The organism is Sphingobacteriaceae bacterium, from assembly GCA_002319075.1.
Lineage (GTDB): Bacteria > Bacteroidota > Bacteroidia > B-17B0 > Aurantibacillaceae > Aurantibacillus.
Genome location: NVQB01000001.1, coordinates 4,169,577 through 4,191,569, shown reverse-complemented (window position 1 = coordinate 4,191,569; position 21,993 = coordinate 4,169,577). Strand labels below are relative to the sequence as shown.

The following is a 21,993-nucleotide window of genomic DNA, read 5'->3' as shown; positions in this document are numbered from 1 at the left end:
AAGCCTTTAGAATTATTTAATTTCGCCATTCAAAATTAGCAAAAAATGAACAAGATCTATTACCTCTCCAGCTGCAGCACCTGCGCCCGCATTATAGAAGAACTCAAATTGAAAGAGAAAAAATTCGCAATGCAGGATATTAAATCAGAACCTATTTCCAAAGATCAGATGGAAGAGATGAAAGCTTTGAGTGGTTCGTTTGAATCTTTGTTCAGTCGTGTAGCTTTGAAGTACAAAACACTTGATCCCAAACCAACAACAGAAGCTGAATACAAAAAACTGATTTTATCTGAATATACTTTTTTGAAAAGACCTGTGATTCTTACCAAAGGGAAAATCTTTATCGGCAACAGCAAAGCCAATGTACAGGCCGCTAAAGAAGCGATCGGTTAAATTTAAAGACGAATTGCACTCCCGATAACTAGCTGAACACAAATCCTATTGTATAAGCTTATAACCTATGCGTTATTTCAACCAGTGATAACCAGTAAGTGATGTAATCGGTGAAAGTGTCCAACTATCAACAACAAAAAAGGAATCCTTTCGGATTCCTTTTAAATTAATTCGCATTATGTTGTTGGGGCCCTGCAGGCGTGTCCTCATGTCTGCCTCTCATTTTGCCAGCGTGTTTATGCTTGTCTTTTTTCATTTGCTCATATTTTGTTTTTTGCTCTGGAGTCAACATGGCGCTAACCGTGGTAGTAAACTTTGTTTTGTTAATTTTCATCTGCTCGTGAATAGCGTTTCTGTCAGCAGGGGTAGTACACCCTTCCATCTTTGTTCTTAAAGGTTCATTAGCCCTTACTCTTTCCAAGGCTGCAATTTCCCATTTGGATTTCTGATCAGAATTAAGACCAAGTTTTTTCTCAGCCCGCTCAGCATCTTTTTTAGCTTTTTGTTCCGGCGATACTTTTATTTTTTCCTGCCGGGAAGATTCTGTTGTACGCACAGGATTTGAACTTTGAGCCTCCAGTTTCAACATCATAGAAGAAACGAGACAAATTGCTAAAACTATTTTTTTCATATCTGTTTTTTCTTTTGGATGAGACAAAAATGAAAAAGTTTAAGTACTGCACCGGTAATTAACGTTACTTAAGAAAAAAAAATTTACTCCAGTAAATAAACCTTCATACGAATGTCTTCCAGAGGCCGGTCTCTCTTATCGGTCTTTACCGCCGCTATTTTATCTAATACCCGCAAACCGTCAATCACTTCTCCAAAAACCGTATAAGTACCGTCCAGATGCGGAGTACCCCCGATACCTGTATACGTTTCTATTTGTTCTTTATTGAATTTATACTCGGGAGTTTTTAAGTGTTCGGTTTGAATTGCTGCCTCAATAGCGGCATTTACCAGGGCCGCGCTATCCAACTTATTTTCGTTTTTCAGCCTGTTGTAATTTTGCTTCATTTTTTTACCGTTCTCGCTCTGCATAAATTCACGCGCCATTTTTGCATAATGCGTTTTGTTAATACGGTCTTCATATTTGCGAAGATCTTCCATGGTCCTAACTTTTCCCTGTACAATGTAAAATTGCGAGGGACTTGATTCCTGCTTCGGGTTAACATCATCGCCATCACGCGCTGCAGCCAACCGGCCTTTTTTATGAATGAGTTTCACGTTAAATTCGGCTGGAAGTTTGTACCCTAATTCCCCGTGCCCCAAACTATCACCAGCTTTAGCATGTTTACTCAGATGGTCGCCACCCTGAATCATGAAATTATTTATAACCCGGTGAAAGAGTAAAGAATCAAAATAGTGCTCCCTTACCAGTTTTAAAAAGTTTGCCTTATGAATGGGCGTTTCCTCATAAAGTTTAAGTTTCATCTTACCATAAGTGGTTTCAATAACAATAGTTTCTTTACTAAGTGTTTGTGCCGATAAACTGGCCAAAAAGCCCGATAAAATGAGGATTAGAGAAATAAAATTTTGCATGTAAAACAATTTTTTTATATTTGTTAGGCTAATATCCGTAATTATTACTGAAGGTGGAAAAAGATTAGAATTTAACAGATTTTGATCGGTTTTTCTCAAACATATTAAAAAATAGTATTATTTATATGAAATCACTCCTGCTCTTACTTTCCGGGCTTTTACTTTCTCTTTTTGTTTTTACGGGCACTTCCTGCCAGAAAGAGACAGACTGTAAAGCCACCATCAAATGTGTAGATCAGTCAGGAGCAGCGCTGGCTAACGCGTCTGTATATTTGTATGCTCAGGTAAAAGACCCTAGTGATCCAAAAGGCATAGCCAGTCAACCCGCTGATGTTAAAGCAGAAGGTGTTACCGATGCTGGGGGTGAAGTCAAATTTACCTTTAAACTTCCGGCAATTTTCAATGTAAATGCTTCTGTATTAGTAGGGGCTAAAACTTTTAGCGGTACAAGTATCATAAAGCTTGAAGAAGGAAAAACTGCAAGCAGAACCATAACCCTACAATAAAAAAATGCTAATTATAAATTAATTCGAAATTTATTACTTACTTAGCACCCACACTTGAATAATACTCCTATTATAAGAAAATCTATTTTTGCTGCAGGATGCATTCTGCTCACTTTACTGTTTGCTGCATGTAGTGGCGAAGGAACTGCCAGTAAGAAAGGTGAAGGCCTCATTGAGTTTGACACCAAAGGCGTTGATCCCAACCATCCTCTATATGGTTTTGCGCCCAGTTCAGCTACATGTAAATTTAAAAAAGACAAATTTATTATTGAAATGAGTACCATGGGTATGTTTAATACCTCTGTAATTGTGGATGCTAAAGCAAAAACAATGGCTCAAACAGTAAAGTTTCTTGACATTAAACAGGCTTGCATAGAAAATGAAAAAGATCTGCAAGTTGAGAACGCTGACTATGCGCTGAACATTGAAGAAACCAGTGAAACCAAAGATATTATTGGTTTAAAGGCATACAAGGCGCATGTAAGCAAGGTGAAAGATCCTAATGATAAATTCGACGTTTGGTACACGAAAGATCTCGGTATGGAAAACGTCAATGAACTTACTCCTTACGCACAATTAAAAGGTGTACTGTTGGATTACCGCATTAAGAAAGTAGGCATGGAATTACACTTTAAAGCCAAATCTTATACCAGCAAAGAAATTCCTGATAAAGACTTCCAGATTCCAGCTTCCATGAAAATTGTTCCGAAGGAAGAAATGGAAAAGTTTATTCGTGACCTGCAATAAGTTACTTCGAGCAGGATCAATATCCTGTGGATCTTGAGGCCAGAAAGCCCGGAAGGTTTGCAGTAGTTGAGAATAACTCCGTATTTTTTATTAAAATTTTACAAGCGGTCTTTTTCCTTACACCGCTTTGTGTATATTTGAATTAAACTAAAAATCCAGATCATGAATTTAGAAATGACTAAACCTGCTTTGAAAAGAATATCTCTGAAATCCTTGAGCGTTGCTGCTCTTCTAATGCTTGCAACGATTTCCTCTGCACAGGATAATTACGTTATTAAAATGGGCGTAAAAATCGAAGGCCTTCCTGCTGAATACGCAGCTATGGGCGAAATGGACATTATCACTACAATTAAAGGCGAGAAACTAAAAACGGAGCGTAATGGTATGATGGAGTCAAGTACCAGTGTATATGATGGTAAAAAGATGATTTCACTTTCAGAAGCCATGGGACAAAAAACAGGTTTCACAGCAACCAAAGAAGAATTAGAAGCTCCCGATAAAAACAATAAGACTGAAAAACCAAAAATTGAATATACTTCAGAGAAAAAAATGATTGCTGGTTATGAATGTACGAAAGTACTTATGACTACAACTGATGCTGACAAAAAAGATAACATTGTTATTTTATGGGTAACGGACAAAGTGAAGTACAGTCACCCCGAAGCCAACAGAGCTGCAGGCAAAGGAATGATGGATCTTAGCGAACTAAAAGGATATCCCCTGGCTATGGAAATGAACCAGAATGCCAACGGTATGCCTATTAAAATTCTAATGACGACAACCGAAATTTCTACAGCAAACATTGACGACTCTGTTTTTATCTTGAACACAGATGGCTATACTATGTTAAGCTACAAAGATATGCAGGCCAAACAAAAATCAATGATGGGTCAAGGCCGTTAGTTTTTGCCATCTCCTCTTAAACTATTAGCCCCGAACTCTAAAAGAGTTTGGGGTTTGTTTTTTACCGGTATATTTCTTGTTGTAATAAAAAATCAAAGGCACAAGCAGAAAGGTAGGAAGCAACCATAAGAGCCATCCCGGTAAAGCAAATACTTTTAAAGAATCACTATTCACCACTAAAAATGCTGTAGCGGTTGCGATAAAGGCTCCTGTCATCATTCCTATGTGCCGCCTTAACCAAAAAAGATCCGGGAGTTCTTTGTTTTGTAGTACATGTATGGATGTTCTCAGATTCAGAACGATGGCGTAAAAACCAATTCCTCCAAATACCATCAGTACCACATTCATAGAATACACCATAAAGAAACTATTTATCGCCGTAATGGCGATAACAAGCCAGTCTAGCAGTTTAGGTCTTAACGTTTTATTCTTAAGGGCCATAAAGCCAAAATAATTCAGGTAAAACGAAAAAATGCCCACCACTAATAAGAAAGAATTGTCTTTAACCAGGGAAATATAAACAGAGGTAAAACAAACGCCGAGCATGGCGTAGAAAAATACTTTCCCCGAAGTCCGGTGCATTTTGCCTCCCTTTTTGCTGACTATCGAAATAAGTCCACAAAGGAGGGCTAAAAATCCCGAGCCTATGTGCAAACCTAAAGTTGCTTTGTAAATGATTTCCATGATTTTTTTTCCAAAGTTCGCCAGCTAAAAAGCAGATTACAAGCTATTTGGGACAAACAGGAAGGGCTGGGAGCATCGGCACGGCGATTCGGGACGAATGGTAAGGGCCGGGACTAAAGGTTAAGACGTTCTTTCAATTCTGCGTTATACTGTCTTGAAACTGGTAGTAAAAGATCCGTTCCCGACAGATGTAATTTATAGCCCTGGGCATTTCCCGAAACATGTTTTACCCTTGCGACATTTACAAGATAACTTTTATGGCAACGAAAAAGCTCCTTATGCTTTTCGAGATCTGAAGCAACAGCTTTTAACGAAGTACGCAGTAATTTTTTACGACTTTGATTTTTATCAGTATAATGAACTTCCACATAATTATCAGAAGATTGTATGAAAATTAAATCCTGTAAACGAAGTTCCAGGTTTTCTTTTTGATTTTCAGAAGAAATTGTGAAAGTAGGTTGCCCTGGTTCAGGAATTTCAGTTTTAGCGCCCGCAGGACTTTCTTCTGGCTTATAAATTATTCCTTTGTGCTCTTCAATAATACCATTAAGCTCTGCCGATTGCCTGGAGTATTTTGCGTGTAAGCGCGATTCCTTTACAAAGACCATGAAGGCTATGGGGAAAATGGCAATGGTAATGGTATACAATTCAAAAATCAAAAGACTGTAGGGACTAAGAACGATCATTTTAAGAGAAGCTGCACACAAAGCGTTTCCAAGCCCGATAATTAAAACATTCAAAACATTCCAGTAAAGTTCTTTTTGAACCGTCCATGTTTCCTCGCTGAAATAGGTTGGAAATAAAGGCACAACAAGTACGTTCAGAAAAGCCATCAATATAAAGGTAGTAAGTCCGAAAGCCAGTGCAGCTTCATTAATTCCTTGAAGCAGACTGCTTAAACCAAAAGGTTGAAAGATGAGCAGGAATAAAAAAACAAACGAAGAAAAGAAAAAGCAACTTGACCAGCGTTTAGAGACGCGCATTTCAAGATAATAAGGTCGGTTCAGTTTCGTAACAAATGAATTGCCCTTAGTCACCTTCATGCTAATTGCTTTTCTATAAAGATAACCCCATGTTCTTCCAACTCAGACAACATAGGCTCATAAATTTCGGGATGAATAGGAATTTGTACGCCACTCAATTTAATTTTACCGGTAAGGAAATTCTTAACCGTAATTGCAAGAGGCAAGCCAACAGTGAGCGCCATGGCTGTATACTGCTGGTCTTTTCCGATAACCACCAGGGAGGATTCTAACTTTTTTACTTCAGTTTGTCCTTTCATTTGGTATTCGAACTGGTGTTGCATTACGATCATGTCTTTGTCCGTTTCCTGGAGTTTCCATTTTTCTTCCAATAAAGCCTGTAATAGCTGCGCGGGTGTGCCTTCAGCCAAAGTGATTTTTTTATCAGAAAATAATTCCAGAAATTCTAGTTTTTCGTCCAACCCCTCATTCCAGTCTTTACCCATAAATTTGATGAGACGTTCTTTTACACTGCCCTTTCCAGCAGGTAAAAAGGCATCGAGTAAAGCCGTATAGGTTAAAGACGAGGCATGTGTAATCTTCGAGCTATCATCCGTTAAACCCAGTTTAATAAAAACATTCCAGGCTTTGCAATACCCGTCCTCACGAAGCGTTCCACGTAACATCGTTTTTACATTTTGCAGCCCATAGCTGTCCATATACCCTATGCTATCACGGTTGGCGTAAGCGTCAAATTTTTCATAGCCATCAACAATAACGCTGTCTATTTGCGTATAAAGTCTGTTATAAGGAATGAATTTTATTTTGCCTTCCTCCAGGTACTGCGCTGTTCCCTGACCCGCGAGAATAACATTTCTTGGATTCCAGCTAAACTTATAGCCCCAGGGATTATCATTGCTCTCGGGAGCCACAAGACCTCCGCAAAAAGATTTAAAAGAGGTAATTGTCCCACCCTGCTCTCTAATCTCATGTATTACTTTCATTGCGCTTGCATGATCGAGTCCCGGATCAAGTCCACATTCGTTTAGAAGCAGGACATTCTTTTTGATGGCTTCATCATTCAGTGCTTTCATTTCTGCACTCACATAACTTGCTGTAGCCATGTGTTTGCCAAATTCTACACAGTCTCTCGCCACATCGCCATGCATAAAAGCAGGCAGCATCGAAATAATTAAATCGTGTTCTTTAATGACTTCTTTTCTTTTTTCTTCATCTCGTATATCAAAGCTGATTCCATTTGCATTACTGTGCCAGGATGTTTTCTGACGCGCCAGCTCAATATCTACATCAGCAACCGTAATTTTCCAATCGTTGGCAGTAGAGTTTTCAATAAGGTACTTTATTAAATAGGTGGCCGAGCGCCCGGCACCTATAATGAGGATCTTTGTCATAGAACAAAATTAACATTTTATTAGTTAACCACTAAGACTACATATTCGAACCACCAGACAACTAACAAAAACCTAAGTGCAACTAAGTGTTCTGAGTGCCTTAGTGGTTAACATATTCGAACCACCAGACAACTAACAAAAACCTAAGTGCAACTAAGTGTTCTGAGTGCCTTAGTGGTTAACATATTCGAACCACCAGACAACTAATAAAAACTTAAGTGCAACTAAGTGTTCTGAGGGCCTTAGTGGTTAACATATTCGAACCACCAGACAACTAACAAAAACCTAAGTGCAACTAAGTGTTCTGAGTGTCTTAGTGGTTAACATATTCGAACCACCAGACAACTAACAAGAACCTAAGTGCAACTAAGTGTTCTGAGGGCCTTAGTGGTTAATGTGCATTAAAAGTCGACCTTAACGTAGAACAACGGCAGAAATCCTAACTGGTAATTTTTCACTAATGGATCAGCTGTTCTGTCGGCCGGATCTGGCGAGTAGCTCAATGCTAAAATATTCTTTGCACTGAAAATATTCAAAAGATCAAGTGCGAGTTCTACGTTGGCCTTTTTGCCATTAATTTTATACGATACACGAAGATCAACACGGTTGTATGGATTAAATTGCAAGGTATTTACTTTGTCGTCCTGCGCTACTACGTCCATTACAGCATTGCTCGCTGTTATGTTAACCGGCGAATACCGTTTTCCTCCACCGTAAGTAATTTTTGTTCCGAAGCTAAGACTGTTTTTTTTATCCTTGCCGACCCCATATTCCACACCACCTACAAAATTCATCATGTAATTGCCATTAAAATCGGTATTGGCTTTTTTGCCATTGCTTGCTGTGTATTTACTTTCAAACAAACTTCCATTCACCATAAAAAAATAATGTTTGTGAAATAGTTTCTCAAGCGTTAATTCCAGTCCGTAATTTTCACCCGTTCCTGTATTCACCATAGAATAGATAGGATAAAATCTGTTGAAAGTGGCTCCCCTGTTGAGCGTTGACACACTCGAAGGAACCGCATACACCGGAACATTCCATAAATACTGGTAATAGACTTCCGTTTTCATCTTAAAATATTTACTGATAAAAAAATCGTAACCTAAAACGGCGTGCTGACTTTTACTGAAATCGAGATTCGTCAGATCTGAAGCTCTTTGCGTATTAGGACTTAATACACCATTTCTTACCAGGGTATCAGGAATAGCAAAGTACAAATAAGTGGATTGCATTTGACTGTGTAATCCATACGCTAAACTGATAACTTGTTTGGGTTTTAACTGATAACGCAGACTCGCCCTGGGCTCAATAGTCATTTTATTATTAAGTGTAAGAATTTGGGAAATCAAGCCTGTATTTAAACTCAGCTTCTCGTTGAATTTATGCACATAGGTAATGTAAGGTTGAATCAAATAAAAATTCGTCTGAATATTTTCACGGTTCTTGAACGGTTTGTTCTCCACACTCTGCGCGATGGTATCATACAAAGAGCTGATGCGTGCATCATCATTGTAATTAACATCAAAGCGGTTCACGAAAAAACCTGCTTTTACACTATTTTTTGCATTGATCTTGGTTTTAATATACCAGGCTAAAGTTGTTTTCTTTTCGGTAAAAGCATAATCCAGAATTTTGGGAAGTGTATCGTTTGGCACAAAATCTTTGTTACGAATCACCAGGTAATGTTTAGAACTGATGTCGGATAAAGAAAATGCCAGACTTGTTTTCATAACGGTGCGACTGTTCAATGTATAAACATTACTTAAAATTCCTACACCCATGTTAGTGGCAAAATACTGATCGCGGTTCTGATCGCCATAAAGCTCTTTCGGACGTTCGTGCACATCGCTTAACTTAATGGCAATATTACTTAAACCGCCAATACTTGTAAAACTAAACACGCCGGCTTTCCTGGTTGGGAAGTTCAACCGGATACCCATGTCCTGGTAATTAGGAATGGCGCTTGTTCCCAATTTAAAGTTCACACTTCCAAACAAAGCTAAGGTAGAATAACGGTAAGTAATCAAATAACTTGCACCTGATTTTTTACTCAGTGGTCCCTCCAGAGCCAGCTCTGTGCCTAAAACTCCTAATTGAAAGGTGCGTTCGTGCTTTTCATTATTTCCATTGCGCATTTTTAAATCAAAAACACCACCTAAAGCATTTCCATAATTCGCCGGAAAAGCACCGGTATAAAATTCACTGTTGGATAAATATTTATTATTAATGATACTCTGTGGTCCCCCGGCAGAGCCCGCTACAGCAAAGTGATTCGGATTTGGAATATCGATATCATCTAATCTCCATAGCAAACCTGCAGGACTATTTCCACGGATTACGATATCATTTCGCGAGTCGTTTGTGCCCTGGATACCTGCAAAATTTTGAGCCATTCTTGCCGGATCTTGTCGTGAACCTGCATAGCGTTCTGTTTCTTCAATGCTAAAGGATTTCATATTCGAAATCTGCATAGTATTTACAACATCTGTATCAGAGGAAGCCTTTACTTCTACTTCCTCCATGCTCACGGTGCTTTCTTCAAGATCGATATTTAACACCGCTTCTTTACCGGAGGTAATTATTACATCGTTAACGGGAGCCGCTTTGTAGCCAGTGTAGGTAAATAAAAAAGATTGGCGTCCAACCGGCACATTTAATAATTTGTAAAAACCATTGTTATCGGAAGTTGCAACTAGTGTAGTTGTTGAAGATCTTAACTGGACTATTACACCAGGCATTCCAATGCCCGTTACCCTGTCTGAAACCTTCCCCTTAACAGTTTGGGTAATCTGAGCAGAAAGAGACGAGGCAAGTGCAAGAAAAAAAAGAAAGTAAAATTTTGATTGCATAAGTTTAAAATTTTCCAAGGTAATCTGCGGAACTTAAATTTGTACCATTATTCCCAAATAAAAAAATTTGTTTTGCATTAAGCAAAACAAATTTTCTAATTCATTACTTCGGAAACTATTATTCGCCTTTCACCTTAATTTTCAGAACTTGTCCGAATTGCAGATTATTGCTTTTTAAATTATTGATCTCTTTAATGTCTTTGTAGTCGACACCATATTTCTTAGCTATCCCAAAAAGGCTTTCCCCTTTTCTTACTTTATGCGAAATGAATTCTTTTTTAACCGCATTTTCAGCTAACTGCTTATTTTCCTTATCGGCAGGCGCCGCTGCTATTAATGCAGGTTCAGCAGCGTCAGGACGTTTTGGTGAAGCTTTTTGTTCACGCACGTACACCACCAGTTTTTTACCCGGACGAATGCCTTTTTTACCAACGTAATTCCATGTTTTTAGTTCAGCAACCGTAACGCCGTATTTTCGGGCAATGGTACTTAACTTTTCGCCCGACTTTACAGTGTGCGTACGTTTTACTTCTGCCACAACCACTTCGGCTTCTTTACCCTGTGCTTTAATAGCAGAATAAATTGCTGTTTCATTGTTTAAGAAAATGCCGATTTTATTTTTTGGAAGGCAAAGCGAATTTCCTCCCGAAGGAATAATATTTTTTCGGTACTGAGGATTGAAATAAAGAATCTCTTCTGTAGTAACGTCCAAAGCCTGAGAAATTTGTTCGAAGCTCATTTGCTCCTTCATAACCACCGTATCTACCTCGAAATAAGTTTTACGGGGAACAGCAGGATAGATATTGTGCTCCGCGCCGTGAGTCATCACATAATTCGCTGCAATAAAGGCCGGCACATAACCCTGAGTTTCCGTTGGTAAAAAAGGTCTGATTTCCCAATATGTTTTTTTACCGCCACTTCTGCGAATAGCTTTGCTGATAGTTCCCGGACCGGCATTATATGCAGCTAGAACCATTTGCCAATCGTGAAACATGTTGTATAGAGATTTTAAATATTCTGCTGCAGCAACTGTTGCTTTATAAGGGTCGCAACGTTCGTCGATATAAGACGTAACATTGAGTCCGTACATTTTACCTGTAGGATACATAAACTGCCATAAACCAGTTGCTCCGGCATGAGAGCGGGCATACGGAATAAGAGCACTTTCAATAACGGCTAAATGCTTTAATTCTAAAGGAATATTGTATTTATCCAGTACTTCTTCAAACATAGGGTAATATAATTGGGCTACACCCATCATACGGCTAACACTTTCGCGTTTACGCACCGTATAAAGATTAATAAACCCCTTTACATGTTCGTTATACACAAGATCGAAAGGAGAAACCGCATCCAGTTTTGCTAAACGGGCCTGGTAAGTATAATCATCGTAGCGCGGAATACTGTCGTGCGAAAACTTGAATTTATTATTTTTTGGAAAAACGGGTTTAGAAAAAGCCGTCTCGAACATTTTCTGAGTCGACAAACTATCTAACATATCCGCAAAGGGCGTTTCAACGGAAAGGGACTGTGATTTTACCGCCACACTTAGTAACAAGGCTGGTAAAATGAGGTGTTTTTTTAAGAATCTCATCGTCATTTTTTGTGTGAAACAAGGTTAGATTTATTAAACGTCATTAGCTTTAAAACGTTACAATATAAAAAATTAAATTTCCTTTTTTAACGTTGTAAGCCAATTTTAACAAGTTTATAAATTAAAAAACGAATAAAATAGGTCTCAAACCTATAATTCTTAACTTTGCACTGTGAAAAACATCGAAAAAGAAGAACTTCCTCTGCAACACATCGAACGCAACCCTTTATTTTTACTAATCTCCGCTCTTATTTGTGCCGTTATAATTTATACCGGCTATAACATGTTGCAGAAAATGAATCCTTTCGGGTTCCTGGTTCTAGTTCCGGGTGCAATTCTGTCCTTTCAGACGCTTTGGTGGTTATTACATCCCTTTGCTTTGGTTTATGAAGATAAACTGGAGATCAAACAATCGCTTTTACATCATAAATTCAGATATTTTGTTGATTTAAAACGCGTCAGCGAATCTAAAACCGGCAAAATTTACATCACTTACAATGACGATGAAATGGAAGCCTTGAACCTTTTCGGCATTCGCTCTTCGCAGGTCGCCCTCCTGAAATCTGAAATGCAGAAGATGGTGGCAGAGAACATGAAACACAGGCTTTAGTTCTCGACTCCTGCAAACCTTCAGCGCTTTCTGGCATCAATATCCAAAGGTTATTGATCCTGCTCGAACCGACATCCTTAAAGTTAGAACTGACAGACATCCTTTTAATCTTGAATTGACCCCTGCGGGCTCCAATTTTTATCTTTTAATTTCAAATAAACTATCTCTTTGGCTTAGGTCAACAGGCACTATGTCACTTCGAGCGTAGTCGCTAGGTATCTTTTTCTCATTTTCTCATTATGCTAATAAACACTCCTGTGTTTAAAATCCTTCTATGGCGTAACATATACCTGCTTTATTAAAGTCTATTTTCGTACTTAAATCAAATCTAACGATGCTGAATTTCATCTTACAAGCCGGCGCGCAAGCTGCCAATGTTGCCTTAGCAGCAGATACAAACGCGGTAACAGGAATACAAACCGCTGCCACTCCAGAAATAACTGAAACAAAGATCTCTCTTTTTGAATTGATCATGAAAGGTGGACCTATTATGTATCCGATTGGTTTGTTATTAATTATTTCGATTTATATTTTAATTGAACGTCTGTTAATCTTAAGCAGAGCAAGCAAACGCAACGAACACCTGGTACAAAGCTTAAAGGAAATGATCCACAACGGCAATATTTCAGGGGCTGTGGCTATGTGTAAAAACACAAACTCACCTGAAAGTGCTATGATCGAACAAGGTGTAAAACGTATTGGTCAGCCTGTTCTCGAAATTCGCACAGCCATGGACAAAAGTGGAACCAACGAATTGGCGAAACTTGAAAAAAACATGAATATCTTAAGTATTATCGGGCGTATTGCTCCTATGTTTGGATTTGTGGGTACGATTATCGGGGTAATTACCATTTTCAGAAAAATCAGTGAAAGCGGAACTGTTGAGATCGTACAGATATCTGATGGTCTGTATCAGAAAATGGTTTCTTCTGCAGGTGGTCTGGTTGTTGGTGTTATCGCTTTCATATTTTATTACTGGTTAAATGCCCGTATTGATAAAATAGCACACAACATGGAAGATACGCAGATTAAGTTTTTGGATATGTTGAATGAACCGACGAAGTAATTAAAAATGTAAAATTAAGAATGAAGAATTAGAAAGAGAGATCAAGCAAGCTCATTTTTAATTTTCAATTTTCAATTATTAATTTAAAAGAAATGGCTTTACGCAAAAAACACAGAGAAGCAGAAGTAAGCACCGATTCATTAAGTGATATCATGTTCTTCCTCATGCTCTTTTTCCTAATACTCTCAACAATGGTGAGTCCAAATGCTATTAAGGTCGCATTGCCCAATTCGGTTGTGAAAGATCAGATTAGTAATGCTGTTAAGCCGATTCACGTAGCTATAACAAAAGATAAAAAGTATTTTGTGAATACGACGGAAGTAACTCCTGAAACACTCGAATCAGAAATTGCAAAACTTTCGAATGCTATTATTGAACCTACTGTTATTATGCATTTGGATAAAGAATTAGCGATTCAGGATGAGATCGATATCATGACGATTTGCTACAAATTAAAATGTAAAACCGTTTTAGCAACAGCGCCTACCAATAAGTAATGGAGTTAACACGTTCGGAAGAAAATAAAAGAAAACTGCTTTCGGGAATAATGACTTCCGCTATCATGGCGTTGCTTATTTTATTCCTGATTCTTTATAACCTTGTTACTCCTAATCCTCCCTTTCCTGAAATTGGCGGTGGGGGCGGACAAGAAATGGCACTGGGAATGATGAATGTAGGAACGGGTGACGTAGACTATTCCGATATGGGAAAAGCTACGCGCGTGGAAACGGAAAAAACTCCCGAAGAAAATATTGTAACGGCTGAAAACGGTGAAGTGGTTGACATACAAGAATCAAAACCCGAAATTAAAGAAGACAAAGTCATAATCAAACCGGCGAAACCCCAACCTGAGCCTCAACCGGTAAAGGAGAAACCACGAGAATTGACAGCTGCTGAAAAATTAGCGCAGAAATTTAAAAAGAATACAGGACAAAATGGCGGCGGCATTGGCAACAGCGATGTAGCCGGACAAAATGGTTCCCCAGATGGAGATCCTTTTAAAAATGGAACAGGTGGTTCGGGAACAGGGAATGGTGGCGGAAATGGCGTAGGTACTGGGCCGGGTGGACCTGGTCCTGGGAGTGGCGGCGGTCCGGGTGGAAGAATTGGGGTCGACTTAAAAGGTCGTGCTGTTATTAAACCACCAAAATTACCAAGCGATACTCAGGAAGAAGGAAAAGTAGTTGTGGATATTACCGTAGATTCAGAAGGAAATGTGATTGAAGCGAGTCCTAACGGTCGCGGCACTACCACAAGTAGCGCTTTGTTAAAGGCCAAAGCTAAACAAGCTGCCCTTGCTACAAAATTTAATGTGGATGGAAAATTTGAAGAACAACGCGGTACTATAACCATAGTGTTTGCATTCGATTAAAGATCATGGAGCTAAGCAAAAAAGAAACATACAGAAATAAAAAAGTCTCTTTAGGAGTAACGCTTCTTTCCTTTGTAGTAATGTTGCTCTTTTTTATTTTTACCAATGTTATAACGGCTAATCCTGTAGCTCTCGCATCATCTGCTTTTGTAGCGTCTCCGCAAATTCTTTTAAGTATGGAAGCCGGAAGCTCTGAAGTTCTAAGTGATACAAAACACCTGGGAGATAACACCTTATCATCAAACCCCAAATTATCTTCTGTTAGCAAAACGACAGATGCTGAAATCCCCTTTGAAAACGGGGTTCAAAGTGCTATTGACAGGTATAAAAATGCACACTTTGTAACTGTCCCGAATGAAACTTCAGATATTTCAGAACCTGCCACTTCAAAAGCTAACGACCTTAATAGTACTTTGCCTGCAGGTCCTCAAATGGTGAGTCCCTCTATGCTTTTTAGTCTTGGAAAACGCAGTATTGTAGGAAGACCTGCATTAACAACTACCACGCAGGATGAAGGTACAGTGGTAGTAGATATTACTGTAGATAAAACCGGAAAAGTAATTGATGCGAATCCAAACGGAAGAGGAACTACAACAAACAATCCTGCACTTAAAGGTGATGCCGCTAAAATCGCGTTCGCCACTAAATTTAGTGCTGATCAAACATTTGAAGAACAAAGAGGTACTATTACGATAATTTATTTATTCGATTAAAATGACGTATCAACAAACGCTGGAGTATTTATTCGCGCGTTTACCCATGTACCAAAGGGTTGGAGCAGCGGCTTACAAAGCAGACCTGGTCAATACCATTAAAATAGCCGAAATTCTTGGCAAACCACACTTAAAATTAAAATGCATTCATGTTGCCGGAACAAATGGCAAAGGTTCAAGCAGTCACATGCTGGCGGCGGTTATGCAAAGCTGTGGTTATAAAACCGGATTGTATACTTCTCCACATCTTACTGACTTTAGAGAACGTATTAAAATTAACGGGAAAATGATTCCGAAAAATTACGTGATTGATTTTGTACAGAAATACAAAGAACCCTTTGAACAGATAGAACCAAGTTTTTTTGAATGGAGTGTTGGACTCGCTCTGGATTATTTTGCAAATGAAGAAGTTGATGTAGCCATTATTGAAGTTGGATTAGGGGGGAGATTAGATTCGACCAATATCATCACGCCAAAAGCATCTTTGATCACAAACATTAGTTTTGATCACATGAATTTATTGGGCGACACATTAGAAAAAATCTCCAAAGAAAAAGCCGGTATCATTAAAAATCGCGTACCGGTTGTTATTAGCCAGTACCAAAGCGAAACGGCTCCGGTTTTTAATGCTATAGCCAAAGAACAGAAAGCGCCTATAGAATACGCCGACAAAAATTATAAGATTCTCAAACACGCAATTTCTAAGGGTTTGATGCAAGTAGAAGTTCTGAATAAAAAAGACGATTCTAAAAAGACCTACGAACTTGATCTTACGGGTATCTATCAACTCAAAAATTTATTGGGTGTTTTGAATGTACTTGAATTTGTAGAGAAAGCAGGATTTTTGTTGCAAGAAGAAAATATAAAAGTAGCCCTGAAAAATGTTTGTGAAATAACAGGACTTCGTGGCCGCTGGCAGAAACTCGGCGAGAAGCCTTTAATAATAGCCGATACCGGGCATAATGAAGACGGTATTAAACAAATTCTCGAAAATTTAAAAGACCTTTCATTTACCCATTTGCATTTTGTGTTTGGCGCCGTGAACGATAAAGATGTTTCTAAAATTTTAAGCATGTTACCTAAAGAAGCAACTTATTATTTTGTAAAGGCAGATATTCCAAGGGCGCTGGATGAAAACGAATTAGCAAGTCAGGCACATAAACTCAAGTTAAAAGGGTCTGCCTACCAAACAGTTGAGGCAGGGCTTAAAGCAGCGAAGAAAGCGGCGAATAAAACAGACCTGATCTTTATTGGTGGAAGTACATTTGTGGTAGGAGATGCGCTTGCTGCTTTGAACCACTAAGCCACTAAGAGCACTTAGGTTCACTTAGTTTATCACAGCATACATCATACATACTATTGAGTTTCATCTATTGACTTTGTGCTTCTCAGTGTTCTGAGTGTCTTAGTGGTAACCCTTGCACGTATTTTTCAAGATGCAACAACCTAGTGCCATACCAGCTAAAAACCTCACCATCTACAATTAAAATTTTCGCCTCTGGTAAACACCTCTGTAGCTCTTTTATGTGTTCTTCCTTAAAAGGAAAGGGTTCGCTGGATAAAAAACAAACCTCCGGATTTATTCTTCTAAGATCTTCTTCCGTTAGTTCGGGATAGCGTGTAAATTCTCCCAACGCGTTTTCAAGTCCCAGATAACTTAGTACGTGATCTATGAAAGTATCCTTCGCGGCACACATATAAGGCTTGTTCCAAATAAAATAAGCGACCTCCTGATCTTTAAAAAGTGCTTTGATTTTTAATAGCGATGCTTTTAGCTTCTCAAGGATTAGTTGCGTTTCTTTTTGTTTTTCCAGGATCTGTCCCAGGTTTTCCATCATTTGAAAAGAATCTTCAAACGTATAAATATCACTCATCCATACAGGGAATTCCTTTTGCAGAATTTCAATTTGTTCTTTTTGATTCTCCTCTTTATTCCCAATGATCAGATCTGGTTTTAAACTTCGAATCTTATCTAAGTCGAGCTTTTTTGTCCCCCCTATCCTGCTGATGCTTCTGAACATCTCATCAGGGTGTATGCAAAATTTGGTGATGCCGATTAATTCTTCACGCAAACCCAAATCCCATAAAAATTCAGACTGCGAAGGAACAAGTGAAATAACCCGCAGCGGTTTAGCTGCTAAGTCAACTCTGTTTCCGATCTGATCTTTATATTGCATTGTACTGCAAAAATAATTGTTTATCCGCAATAACCTTGTAAAACGCTATATTTGCACCGTTTTGTCAAAAGCCCTCCAAGGACATATTGCCCTTTTTATAGCTCAGATAATTTATGCTTTAAATTATTCTATTGCCAAAGGTTTAATGCCTGGGTATATCTCCCCCATTGCGCTTGTATTTTTGCGTATAACAGGTGCTTGTCTTTTATTCTGGATCTTTTCCCTTTTTGTAAAAACACAAAAGGTAGAAAAACAGGATTTGAAACGTATGGCTTTGCTGGCCCTGTTCGGCGTGGTCATCAACCAGATTTTTTTTATTTATGGTTTGAGTAAAACAACGCCCATTAATTCTTCTATTATCATGATCTCGAATCCGATCATGGTTTTCATTTTCACTTTATTTATTTTAAAAGAACGCATTACTGTTTTAAAAGTAACAGGACTAACGTGCGCTGTGGTGGGAGCCATCATGATTCTAAGTCTGCGGGGGAATTTTGAAGTAGGCAGTGATACCATCGTTGGAGATTTAATGACTCTTATCAATTCCGCTTCCTGGGCGATTTTTATAGTTATGGTAAAAACTATCATGCAAAAATACAATACAGCTACTGCCATGCGGTGGATGTTTTTGTTTGGTAGTCTCTATATTCTGCCAATAGGTTTTGTAGAAACCCTTCACACCGATTGGTCGGCCTTTACAGGTCATGCTACCTTTGCACTTTTTTTCGTGGTGGTTATGACTACCTTCGTGGCTTACTTTTTAAATGTTTATGGATTGCAGGAATTAAGTCCAAACACGGTTAGCGCTTATATCTACCTGCAGCCTTTTTTAGCCTCTGTATTTGCCATTCTAATGGGGGGAGATAATTTAACGCCAATTAAGTTATTGTCGGGGATTTTGATAATTTTAGGCTTATTCCTGGTGAATAAAAAAACAAAAAAAATACCACATGATTAAATCGATGACCGGCTTTGGGAAAGCCACAGCTGAATTGGGAGACAAAACCATTACAGTAGAAATTCGTTCACTCAACAGTAAAAGCGCTGATATCAGTCTTCGTCTGTCCTCAGGTTTGCGTAATTACGAACTTGAATTGCGCAACGAGCTTTCGAAGCAGTTGGAACGCGGTAAAATTGACCTCAGTATTTTTATTGAATCGGGCCAGGCCGAAACACCCGTTGAAATAAATCTTGAGCTTGCAAAAGCTTATCATGCGCAACTAAAAAAGTTGGCGGCTACCTTAAACGAACCCATGGAGGATTCTATCAAACACATTCTGAAGTTCCCGGATATTATGAAGGGTGAACGTAAGGAAATGGATGAGAATGAATGGAAACTTATTAAGAACTGTTTAAATGAAGCCATCAAGCAACTAAATGAATTCAGAGATACTGAAGGAAGATCTTTACAACAAGATTTCGAAGACCGCTTAAATAAAATCGGAGCTCATCTGGAAGAAATTAAAAAACTGGATCTTCACCGCATTACTACTATTAAAGATAGAATCCGTAATAACATGGCGGATGTAATTGGAAAAGAAAAAATTGATGAGAACCGTTTTGAACAGGAGTTGATTTATTACATCGAGAAGCTGGATATCAATGAAGAGAAAGTACGTCTAAAAACACATCTCGATTATTTTATAGATACCTGCAAAGAAAACTCTCCTGGAAGAAAATTAAATTTTATCAGCCAGGAAATAGGCCGCGAGATCAACACCATTGGCTCTAAAGCCAACGATGCCAACATGCAGAAATTTGTAGTGTTGATGAAAGATGAGCTCGAAAAAATAAAAGAGCAGGCCAATAACGTGCTTTGATTTTTCTATTCTTTTATAAACTTGAGTGAGTAAGTTTTATTTGCCTCTTTTATTCTGACAAAATAAAGTCCGGGTTCATAGAAGCTTACATCTAACGTTTGCTCCCCCATGTCATAAAAGTTAGCGAGTATTTCTTTTCCCTGCAAATTGTAAATGGAAATCAGCGCTTTATTTTTTAAGCGAAGTGTAAATATTCCATTGTTAGGATTTGGAAAAAGACTGATCTGCTCTTGCTTTTCTGCGTATACTGCAATACCTGTAATTATATTCTGATAACAAATTAAAGAGGCATCGGCACCAATGTTGGCATTGTAGGCTGAATTGCCTGCATTCAGAGCCGGACTAGATTGCTGGAGAAAAGGTTTACTGCTTGTAAATTTCGGATCAAGAAAAACATTGAAATAAGAATCTATAGAATCGCCATTAGCATTCTTCGCAACGAGCTGACCAATACCCACTGCGGCAACAGTATTAAAAGAAACTCCACAATTATATACCAGGTTATTTTCACAGGTGCCGGTAATATTTTTAACTCCATAAAGAGAATTAACAACAATGTTATTAATGAATTTGGTGCTTGTAGAGTTAGCACCATCATACCACATGGCCATATTTGTATTATCACTAAAAGTGTTATTTACAATTTGAGTTCCTTCGTAAGGAAAAGCAAGAATGGTACAATAAATACCATAAAAATTATCGTGTATAAAATTATTCCGGATAGTGCTATTATGCTGGGCTCTTATTCCAGTATACAGGTGATGCATATTATTATTAAGAACGAAAGTGCTGTCATAAGACTTTATGCCGGCAGAATATTCATTGGGACTTTGATACCTATCGTGATGTATGTTATTACATATAAGCGAAGCTGTTGTGCTTGACCAAATGCCGTATCTTTTAAAATCGTATATCTCGTTATTTACAATTTTCGCTCTTCCCGAATAAACGGAGATACCGTCACCCACAATCTTTCTAACAATACAATCAGATACTTCCGAGTTTTCATGAATCACAATTCCTGTCATCAGATACTCAACCGTACAATAATGTAAAACGCAGGCGTCGTTGTTAAGATCTAGTTTATCCCAATAAATAGCGCTGTCCTGGAGTGTGAAGGTAATTCTGTTGGTAAAACTGCCTATTGCTTTTAAAACGCCGTCTGAAATGATTTTATAGAATCCAAGAGATTTTATTTTTGTTCCGGGCGGAATGGTGAGAGTCGTATTATTTGCTACCACCATATCCCCGGTAAGGTAATATACGCTTGTGTCTGACCATGCACCGCTCACATTACCGCTAATAAAAGTTGCGTGGCCTTTTTCCATAGTTATTGCGGGAAGAATAGAAGTATTGGTTAAAACCTGGGCGCTTGCATTATTATAAACGTAATGAAATCCGAATTTAGAATAAGCAATTTTATAGACACCCGGAGTGATCGTTAATGAGTAATGCCCCGCTACATCGGTCATACAAGAATCGGTGACAGCGCCGCCGGAGTTAGCGGTAAATTTCACTTTGATACCACCGGCATTTGTTAGCCCGGTAAGCAGGGCAGTTCCCGATACCTGAGCTTGGTAAGTAACGTTGAAAATAACTAAGCATGCAAGAAAAAAATTCCTGAAAAGAAATGGAGGTGGCACGAGCTTCATAAAATACTTGGATTTTTTGGATGGATAAATATACAACTTCTTAGTAAATCAAAGGATCTTGCAACTATTAAAGAACTTGTAAAGAAAATAGTGTCTGACAAAAAAATCGATAAACAAAAACACAAAATCAAGCTGACTAGCATTTGACAGCAAAAAACTCTAAATGTCAAAAAATAATCATTCTTGACACTTATAAATTAGTTCTATTAGCTCCTTCAAAAATTAAAAATTCTTGTACCTGAAAAGTCGGAAAAGAAATTATTTATTTAAATGTAGATGTGTTTAATCTTTTATCTGAGTTCTAGTACTCACCCGGTTCCCGTCGCAAAAGGTTCATTGCTTAAATATACCGGCTCAGAACCATGGGCACTTATCACTAGTATTCTTTCTACCGGAATATCAAAATTGAAATCGTTTTTATTTTTCCAAGTAGCTTTTCCAGCTACAGAAATAATTTCGTCTTTTTGAAGAACACCTTCCCTGTAACGTAATTCTCTATTGCGATCAAAATAATCAGTACTCTTTTCCTTATAGCTTTCCAGGAATTTTTCCATCCTTTGTGTTGCATTTCTATTATAGCCCGAATTCCATTCCTTATCCATTACAAGATAACTATTTACGATAGTTGTGTCAATATATGCATAGTCTTTACCATTATGAATAACTACACTTTCTGCAAATTCCTCGTCCAGGATTGTGGACCACAACTTAATACCACCCTCTGTGCTGTGCCGATCATTGCTTTTTTCTTCCAGTGTAACATGATAATAAACACATTCGCTTCCCGAAAGTGGGGCGATCATAGGCTTGTCAAAATATTTTATTTTTCCTCGAATACGAACGATTTCACCACCGATAACTTCCGAAATTTTTTTTTCGGGTATATTATGAAGTGTATTGGTAACCTTTGCTTCATGACTTAACCAGAGGTAATAAATTGGAAATCCCACTATCACAACTATTATAATACAACCAAAAAAATACATGC

General features: G+C 38.2%; 22 protein-coding genes. 12 read left to right on the top strand and 10 right to left on the bottom strand.

The window, feature by feature from the left end:
* Positions 1-45 precede the first annotated feature (45 nt).
* A complete protein-coding gene (locus CNR22_18095) occupies positions 46-393 on the top strand; it encodes a hypothetical protein (protein PBQ33606.1) in 348 nt (115 codons plus the stop codon).
* Positions 394-559: 166 nt separating this feature from the next.
* On the opposite strand, the gene CNR22_18090 is transcribed toward CNR22_18095, so the two are convergent.
* Together CNR22_18090 and CNR22_18085 are read right to left on the bottom strand one after the other, a co-directional pair.
* Positions 560-1,051: a hypothetical protein gene (locus CNR22_18090; protein PBQ33605.1), complete on the bottom strand. Its 492-nt coding sequence runs from the start codon at positions 1,049-1,051 to the stop codon at positions 560-562.
* A 56-nt stretch (positions 1,052-1,107) separates the two neighbouring features.
* A complete protein-coding gene (locus CNR22_18085) occupies positions 1,108-2,034 on the bottom strand; it encodes a peptidylprolyl isomerase (protein ID PBQ33604.1) in 927 nt (308 codons plus the stop codon).
* A 26-nt stretch (positions 2,035-2,060) separates the two neighbouring features.
* Here CNR22_18085 and CNR22_18080 point away from each other — a divergent pair, with 26 nt between their 5' ends.
* From CNR22_18080 to CNR22_18070, 3 genes are all read left to right on the top strand, one after another.
* Entirely contained in the window at positions 2,061-2,441 is a 381-nt protein-coding gene (locus CNR22_18080) for a hypothetical protein (protein PBQ33603.1), read from the top strand.
* A 54-nt stretch (positions 2,442-2,495) separates the two neighbouring features.
* Positions 2,496-3,188, top strand: a complete 693-nt coding sequence (locus tag CNR22_18075; GenBank protein ID PBQ33602.1) for a hypothetical protein — start codon at positions 2,496-2,498, stop codon at positions 3,186-3,188.
* A gap of 162 nt (positions 3,189-3,350) precedes the next feature.
* Complete coding sequence (locus CNR22_18070) at positions 3,351-4,091, top strand: hypothetical protein (GenBank protein ID PBQ33601.1); 741 nt, start codon at positions 3,351-3,353, stop codon at positions 4,089-4,091.
* Between the two features lie 24 nt (positions 4,092-4,115).
* Here the strand turns inward: CNR22_18070 and CNR22_18065 are convergent, their stop codons facing one another.
* The 5 genes from CNR22_18065 to CNR22_18045 form a co-directional block, all read right to left on the bottom strand.
* Entirely contained in the window at positions 4,116-4,775 is a 660-nt protein-coding gene (locus CNR22_18065) for a hypothetical protein (GenBank protein ID PBQ33600.1), read from the bottom strand.
* Positions 4,776-4,888: 113 nt separating this feature from the next.
* Complete coding sequence (locus CNR22_18060) at positions 4,889-5,818, bottom strand: hypothetical protein (protein PBQ33599.1); 930 nt, start codon at positions 5,816-5,818, stop codon at positions 4,889-4,891.
* Positions 5,815-7,149, bottom strand: coding sequence for a saccharopine dehydrogenase (locus CNR22_18055; protein PBQ33598.1), 1,335 nt, complete (start codon positions 7,147-7,149; stop codon positions 5,815-5,817). The genes CNR22_18060 and CNR22_18055 overlap by 4 nt, the downstream gene beginning before the upstream one ends.
* A gap of 401 nt (positions 7,150-7,550) precedes the next feature.
* Positions 7,551-10,019 carry a hypothetical protein gene (locus tag CNR22_18050; protein ID PBQ33597.1) on the bottom strand — a complete coding sequence of 823 codons (2,469 nt, stop codon included), beginning with the start codon at positions 10,017-10,019 and terminating at the stop codon, positions 7,551-7,553.
* Positions 10,020-10,119: 100 nt separating this feature from the next.
* Entirely contained in the window at positions 10,120-11,601 is a 1,482-nt protein-coding gene (locus tag CNR22_18045) for a lytic transglycosylase (protein ID PBQ33596.1), read from the bottom strand.
* Positions 11,602-11,767: 166 nt separating this feature from the next.
* On the opposite strand from CNR22_18045, the gene CNR22_18040 reads away from it, so the two are divergent.
* From CNR22_18040 to CNR22_18015, 6 genes are all read left to right on the top strand, one after another.
* The gene (locus tag CNR22_18040) at positions 11,768-12,205 is read left to right on the top strand and encodes a hypothetical protein (protein ID PBQ33595.1); all 438 of its coding nucleotides are present in this window, start codon (positions 11,768-11,770) and stop codon (positions 12,203-12,205) included.
* Positions 12,206-12,539: 334 nt separating this feature from the next.
* Complete coding sequence (locus CNR22_18035) at positions 12,540-13,271, top strand: biopolymer transporter ExbB (protein PBQ33594.1); 732 nt, start codon at positions 12,540-12,542, stop codon at positions 13,269-13,271.
* A gap of 92 nt (positions 13,272-13,363) precedes the next feature.
* Positions 13,364-13,768 (top strand): biopolymer transporter ExbD, encoded by a 405-nt coding sequence (locus CNR22_18030; protein ID PBQ33593.1) that lies wholly within the window; start codon positions 13,364-13,366, stop codon positions 13,766-13,768.
* Positions 13,768-14,643 carry a hypothetical protein gene (locus CNR22_18025; GenBank protein ID PBQ33592.1) on the top strand — a complete coding sequence of 292 codons (876 nt, stop codon included), beginning with the start codon at positions 13,768-13,770 and terminating at the stop codon, positions 14,641-14,643. Before CNR22_18030 ends, CNR22_18025 begins: the two co-directional genes overlap by 1 nt.
* A 5-nt stretch (positions 14,644-14,648) precedes the next feature.
* Positions 14,649-15,356, top strand: a complete 708-nt coding sequence (locus tag CNR22_18020) for a hypothetical protein (protein PBQ33591.1) — start codon at positions 14,649-14,651, stop codon at positions 15,354-15,356.
* A 1-nt stretch (position 15,357) separates the two neighbouring features.
* Positions 15,358-16,659, top strand: a complete 1,302-nt coding sequence (locus CNR22_18015; protein PBQ33590.1) for a dihydrofolate synthase — start codon at positions 15,358-15,360, stop codon at positions 16,657-16,659.
* An 85-nt stretch (positions 16,660-16,744) separates the two neighbouring features.
* Here the strand turns inward: CNR22_18015 and CNR22_18010 are convergent, their stop codons facing one another.
* Positions 16,745-17,533, bottom strand: coding sequence for a cobalamin-binding protein (locus CNR22_18010; GenBank protein PBQ33589.1), 789 nt, complete (start codon positions 17,531-17,533; stop codon positions 16,745-16,747).
* 16 nt (positions 17,534-17,549) lie between these two features.
* Between CNR22_18010 and CNR22_18005 the strand changes: the two genes are divergently transcribed.
* Both CNR22_18005 and CNR22_18000 read left to right on the top strand, forming a co-directional pair.
* Positions 17,550-18,491 carry an EamA family transporter gene (locus CNR22_18005; protein PBQ33588.1) on the top strand — a complete coding sequence of 314 codons (942 nt, stop codon included), beginning with the start codon at positions 17,550-17,552 and terminating at the stop codon, positions 18,489-18,491.
* Positions 18,484-19,353, top strand: coding sequence for a YicC family protein (locus tag CNR22_18000; protein PBQ33587.1), 870 nt, complete (start codon positions 18,484-18,486; stop codon positions 19,351-19,353). Before CNR22_18005 ends, CNR22_18000 begins: the two co-directional genes overlap by 8 nt.
* A 5-nt stretch (positions 19,354-19,358) precedes the next feature.
* Here the strand turns inward: CNR22_18000 and CNR22_17995 are convergent, their stop codons facing one another.
* Both CNR22_17995 and CNR22_17990 read right to left on the bottom strand, forming a co-directional pair.
* Positions 19,359-21,005, bottom strand: coding sequence for a hypothetical protein (locus tag CNR22_17995; GenBank protein PBQ33586.1), 1,647 nt, complete (start codon positions 21,003-21,005; stop codon positions 19,359-19,361).
* Positions 21,006-21,313: 308 nt separating this feature from the next.
* On the bottom strand, positions 21,314-21,991 hold the full coding sequence (locus CNR22_17990) for a hypothetical protein (protein PBQ33585.1): 678 nt from the start codon (positions 21,989-21,991) through the stop codon (positions 21,314-21,316).
* Positions 21,992-21,993 lie beyond the last annotated feature (2 nt).

Bases quoted from the DNA above. Each gene is read 5' to 3' on its own strand.
- CNR22_18045 (PBQ33596.1), bottom strand. From the start codon at position 11,601: ATGACGATGAGATTCTTAAAAAAACACCTCATTTTACCAGCCTTGTTA.
- CNR22_18025 (PBQ33592.1), top strand. From the start codon at position 13,768: ATGGAGTTAACACGTTCGGAAGAAAATAAAAGAAAACTGCTTTCGGGA.
- CNR22_18060 (PBQ33599.1), bottom strand. From the start codon at position 5,818: ATGAAGGTGACTAAGGGCAATTCATTTGTTACGAAACTGAACCGACCT.
- CNR22_18010 (PBQ33589.1), bottom strand. From the start codon at position 17,533: ATGCAATATAAAGATCAGATCGGAAACAGAGTTGACTTAGCAGCTAAA.
- CNR22_18055 (PBQ33598.1), bottom strand. From the start codon at position 7,149: ATGACAAAGATCCTCATTATAGGTGCCGGGCGCTCGGCCACCTATTTA.
- CNR22_18030 (PBQ33593.1), top strand. From the start codon at position 13,364: ATGGCTTTACGCAAAAAACACAGAGAAGCAGAAGTAAGCACCGATTCA.
- CNR22_18065 (PBQ33600.1), bottom strand. From the start codon at position 4,775: ATGGAAATCATTTACAAAGCAACTTTAGGTTTGCACATAGGCTCGGGA.
- CNR22_18015 (PBQ33590.1), top strand. From the start codon at position 15,358: ATGACGTATCAACAAACGCTGGAGTATTTATTCGCGCGTTTACCCATG.
- CNR22_18035 (PBQ33594.1), top strand. From the start codon at position 12,540: ATGCTGAATTTCATCTTACAAGCCGGCGCGCAAGCTGCCAATGTTGCC.
- CNR22_18080 (PBQ33603.1), top strand. From the start codon at position 2,061: ATGAAATCACTCCTGCTCTTACTTTCCGGGCTTTTACTTTCTCTTTTT.
- CNR22_17990 (PBQ33585.1), bottom strand. From the start codon at position 21,991: ATGTATTTTTTTGGTTGTATTATAATAGTTGTGATAGTGGGATTTCCA.
- CNR22_18095 (PBQ33606.1), top strand. From the start codon at position 46: ATGAACAAGATCTATTACCTCTCCAGCTGCAGCACCTGCGCCCGCATT.
- CNR22_17995 (PBQ33586.1), bottom strand. From the start codon at position 21,005: ATGAAGCTCGTGCCACCTCCATTTCTTTTCAGGAATTTTTTTCTTGCA.
- CNR22_18020 (PBQ33591.1), top strand. From the start codon at position 14,649: ATGGAGCTAAGCAAAAAAGAAACATACAGAAATAAAAAAGTCTCTTTA.
- CNR22_18000 (PBQ33587.1), top strand. From the start codon at position 18,484: ATGATTAAATCGATGACCGGCTTTGGGAAAGCCACAGCTGAATTGGGA.
- CNR22_18070 (PBQ33601.1), top strand. From the start codon at position 3,351: ATGAATTTAGAAATGACTAAACCTGCTTTGAAAAGAATATCTCTGAAA.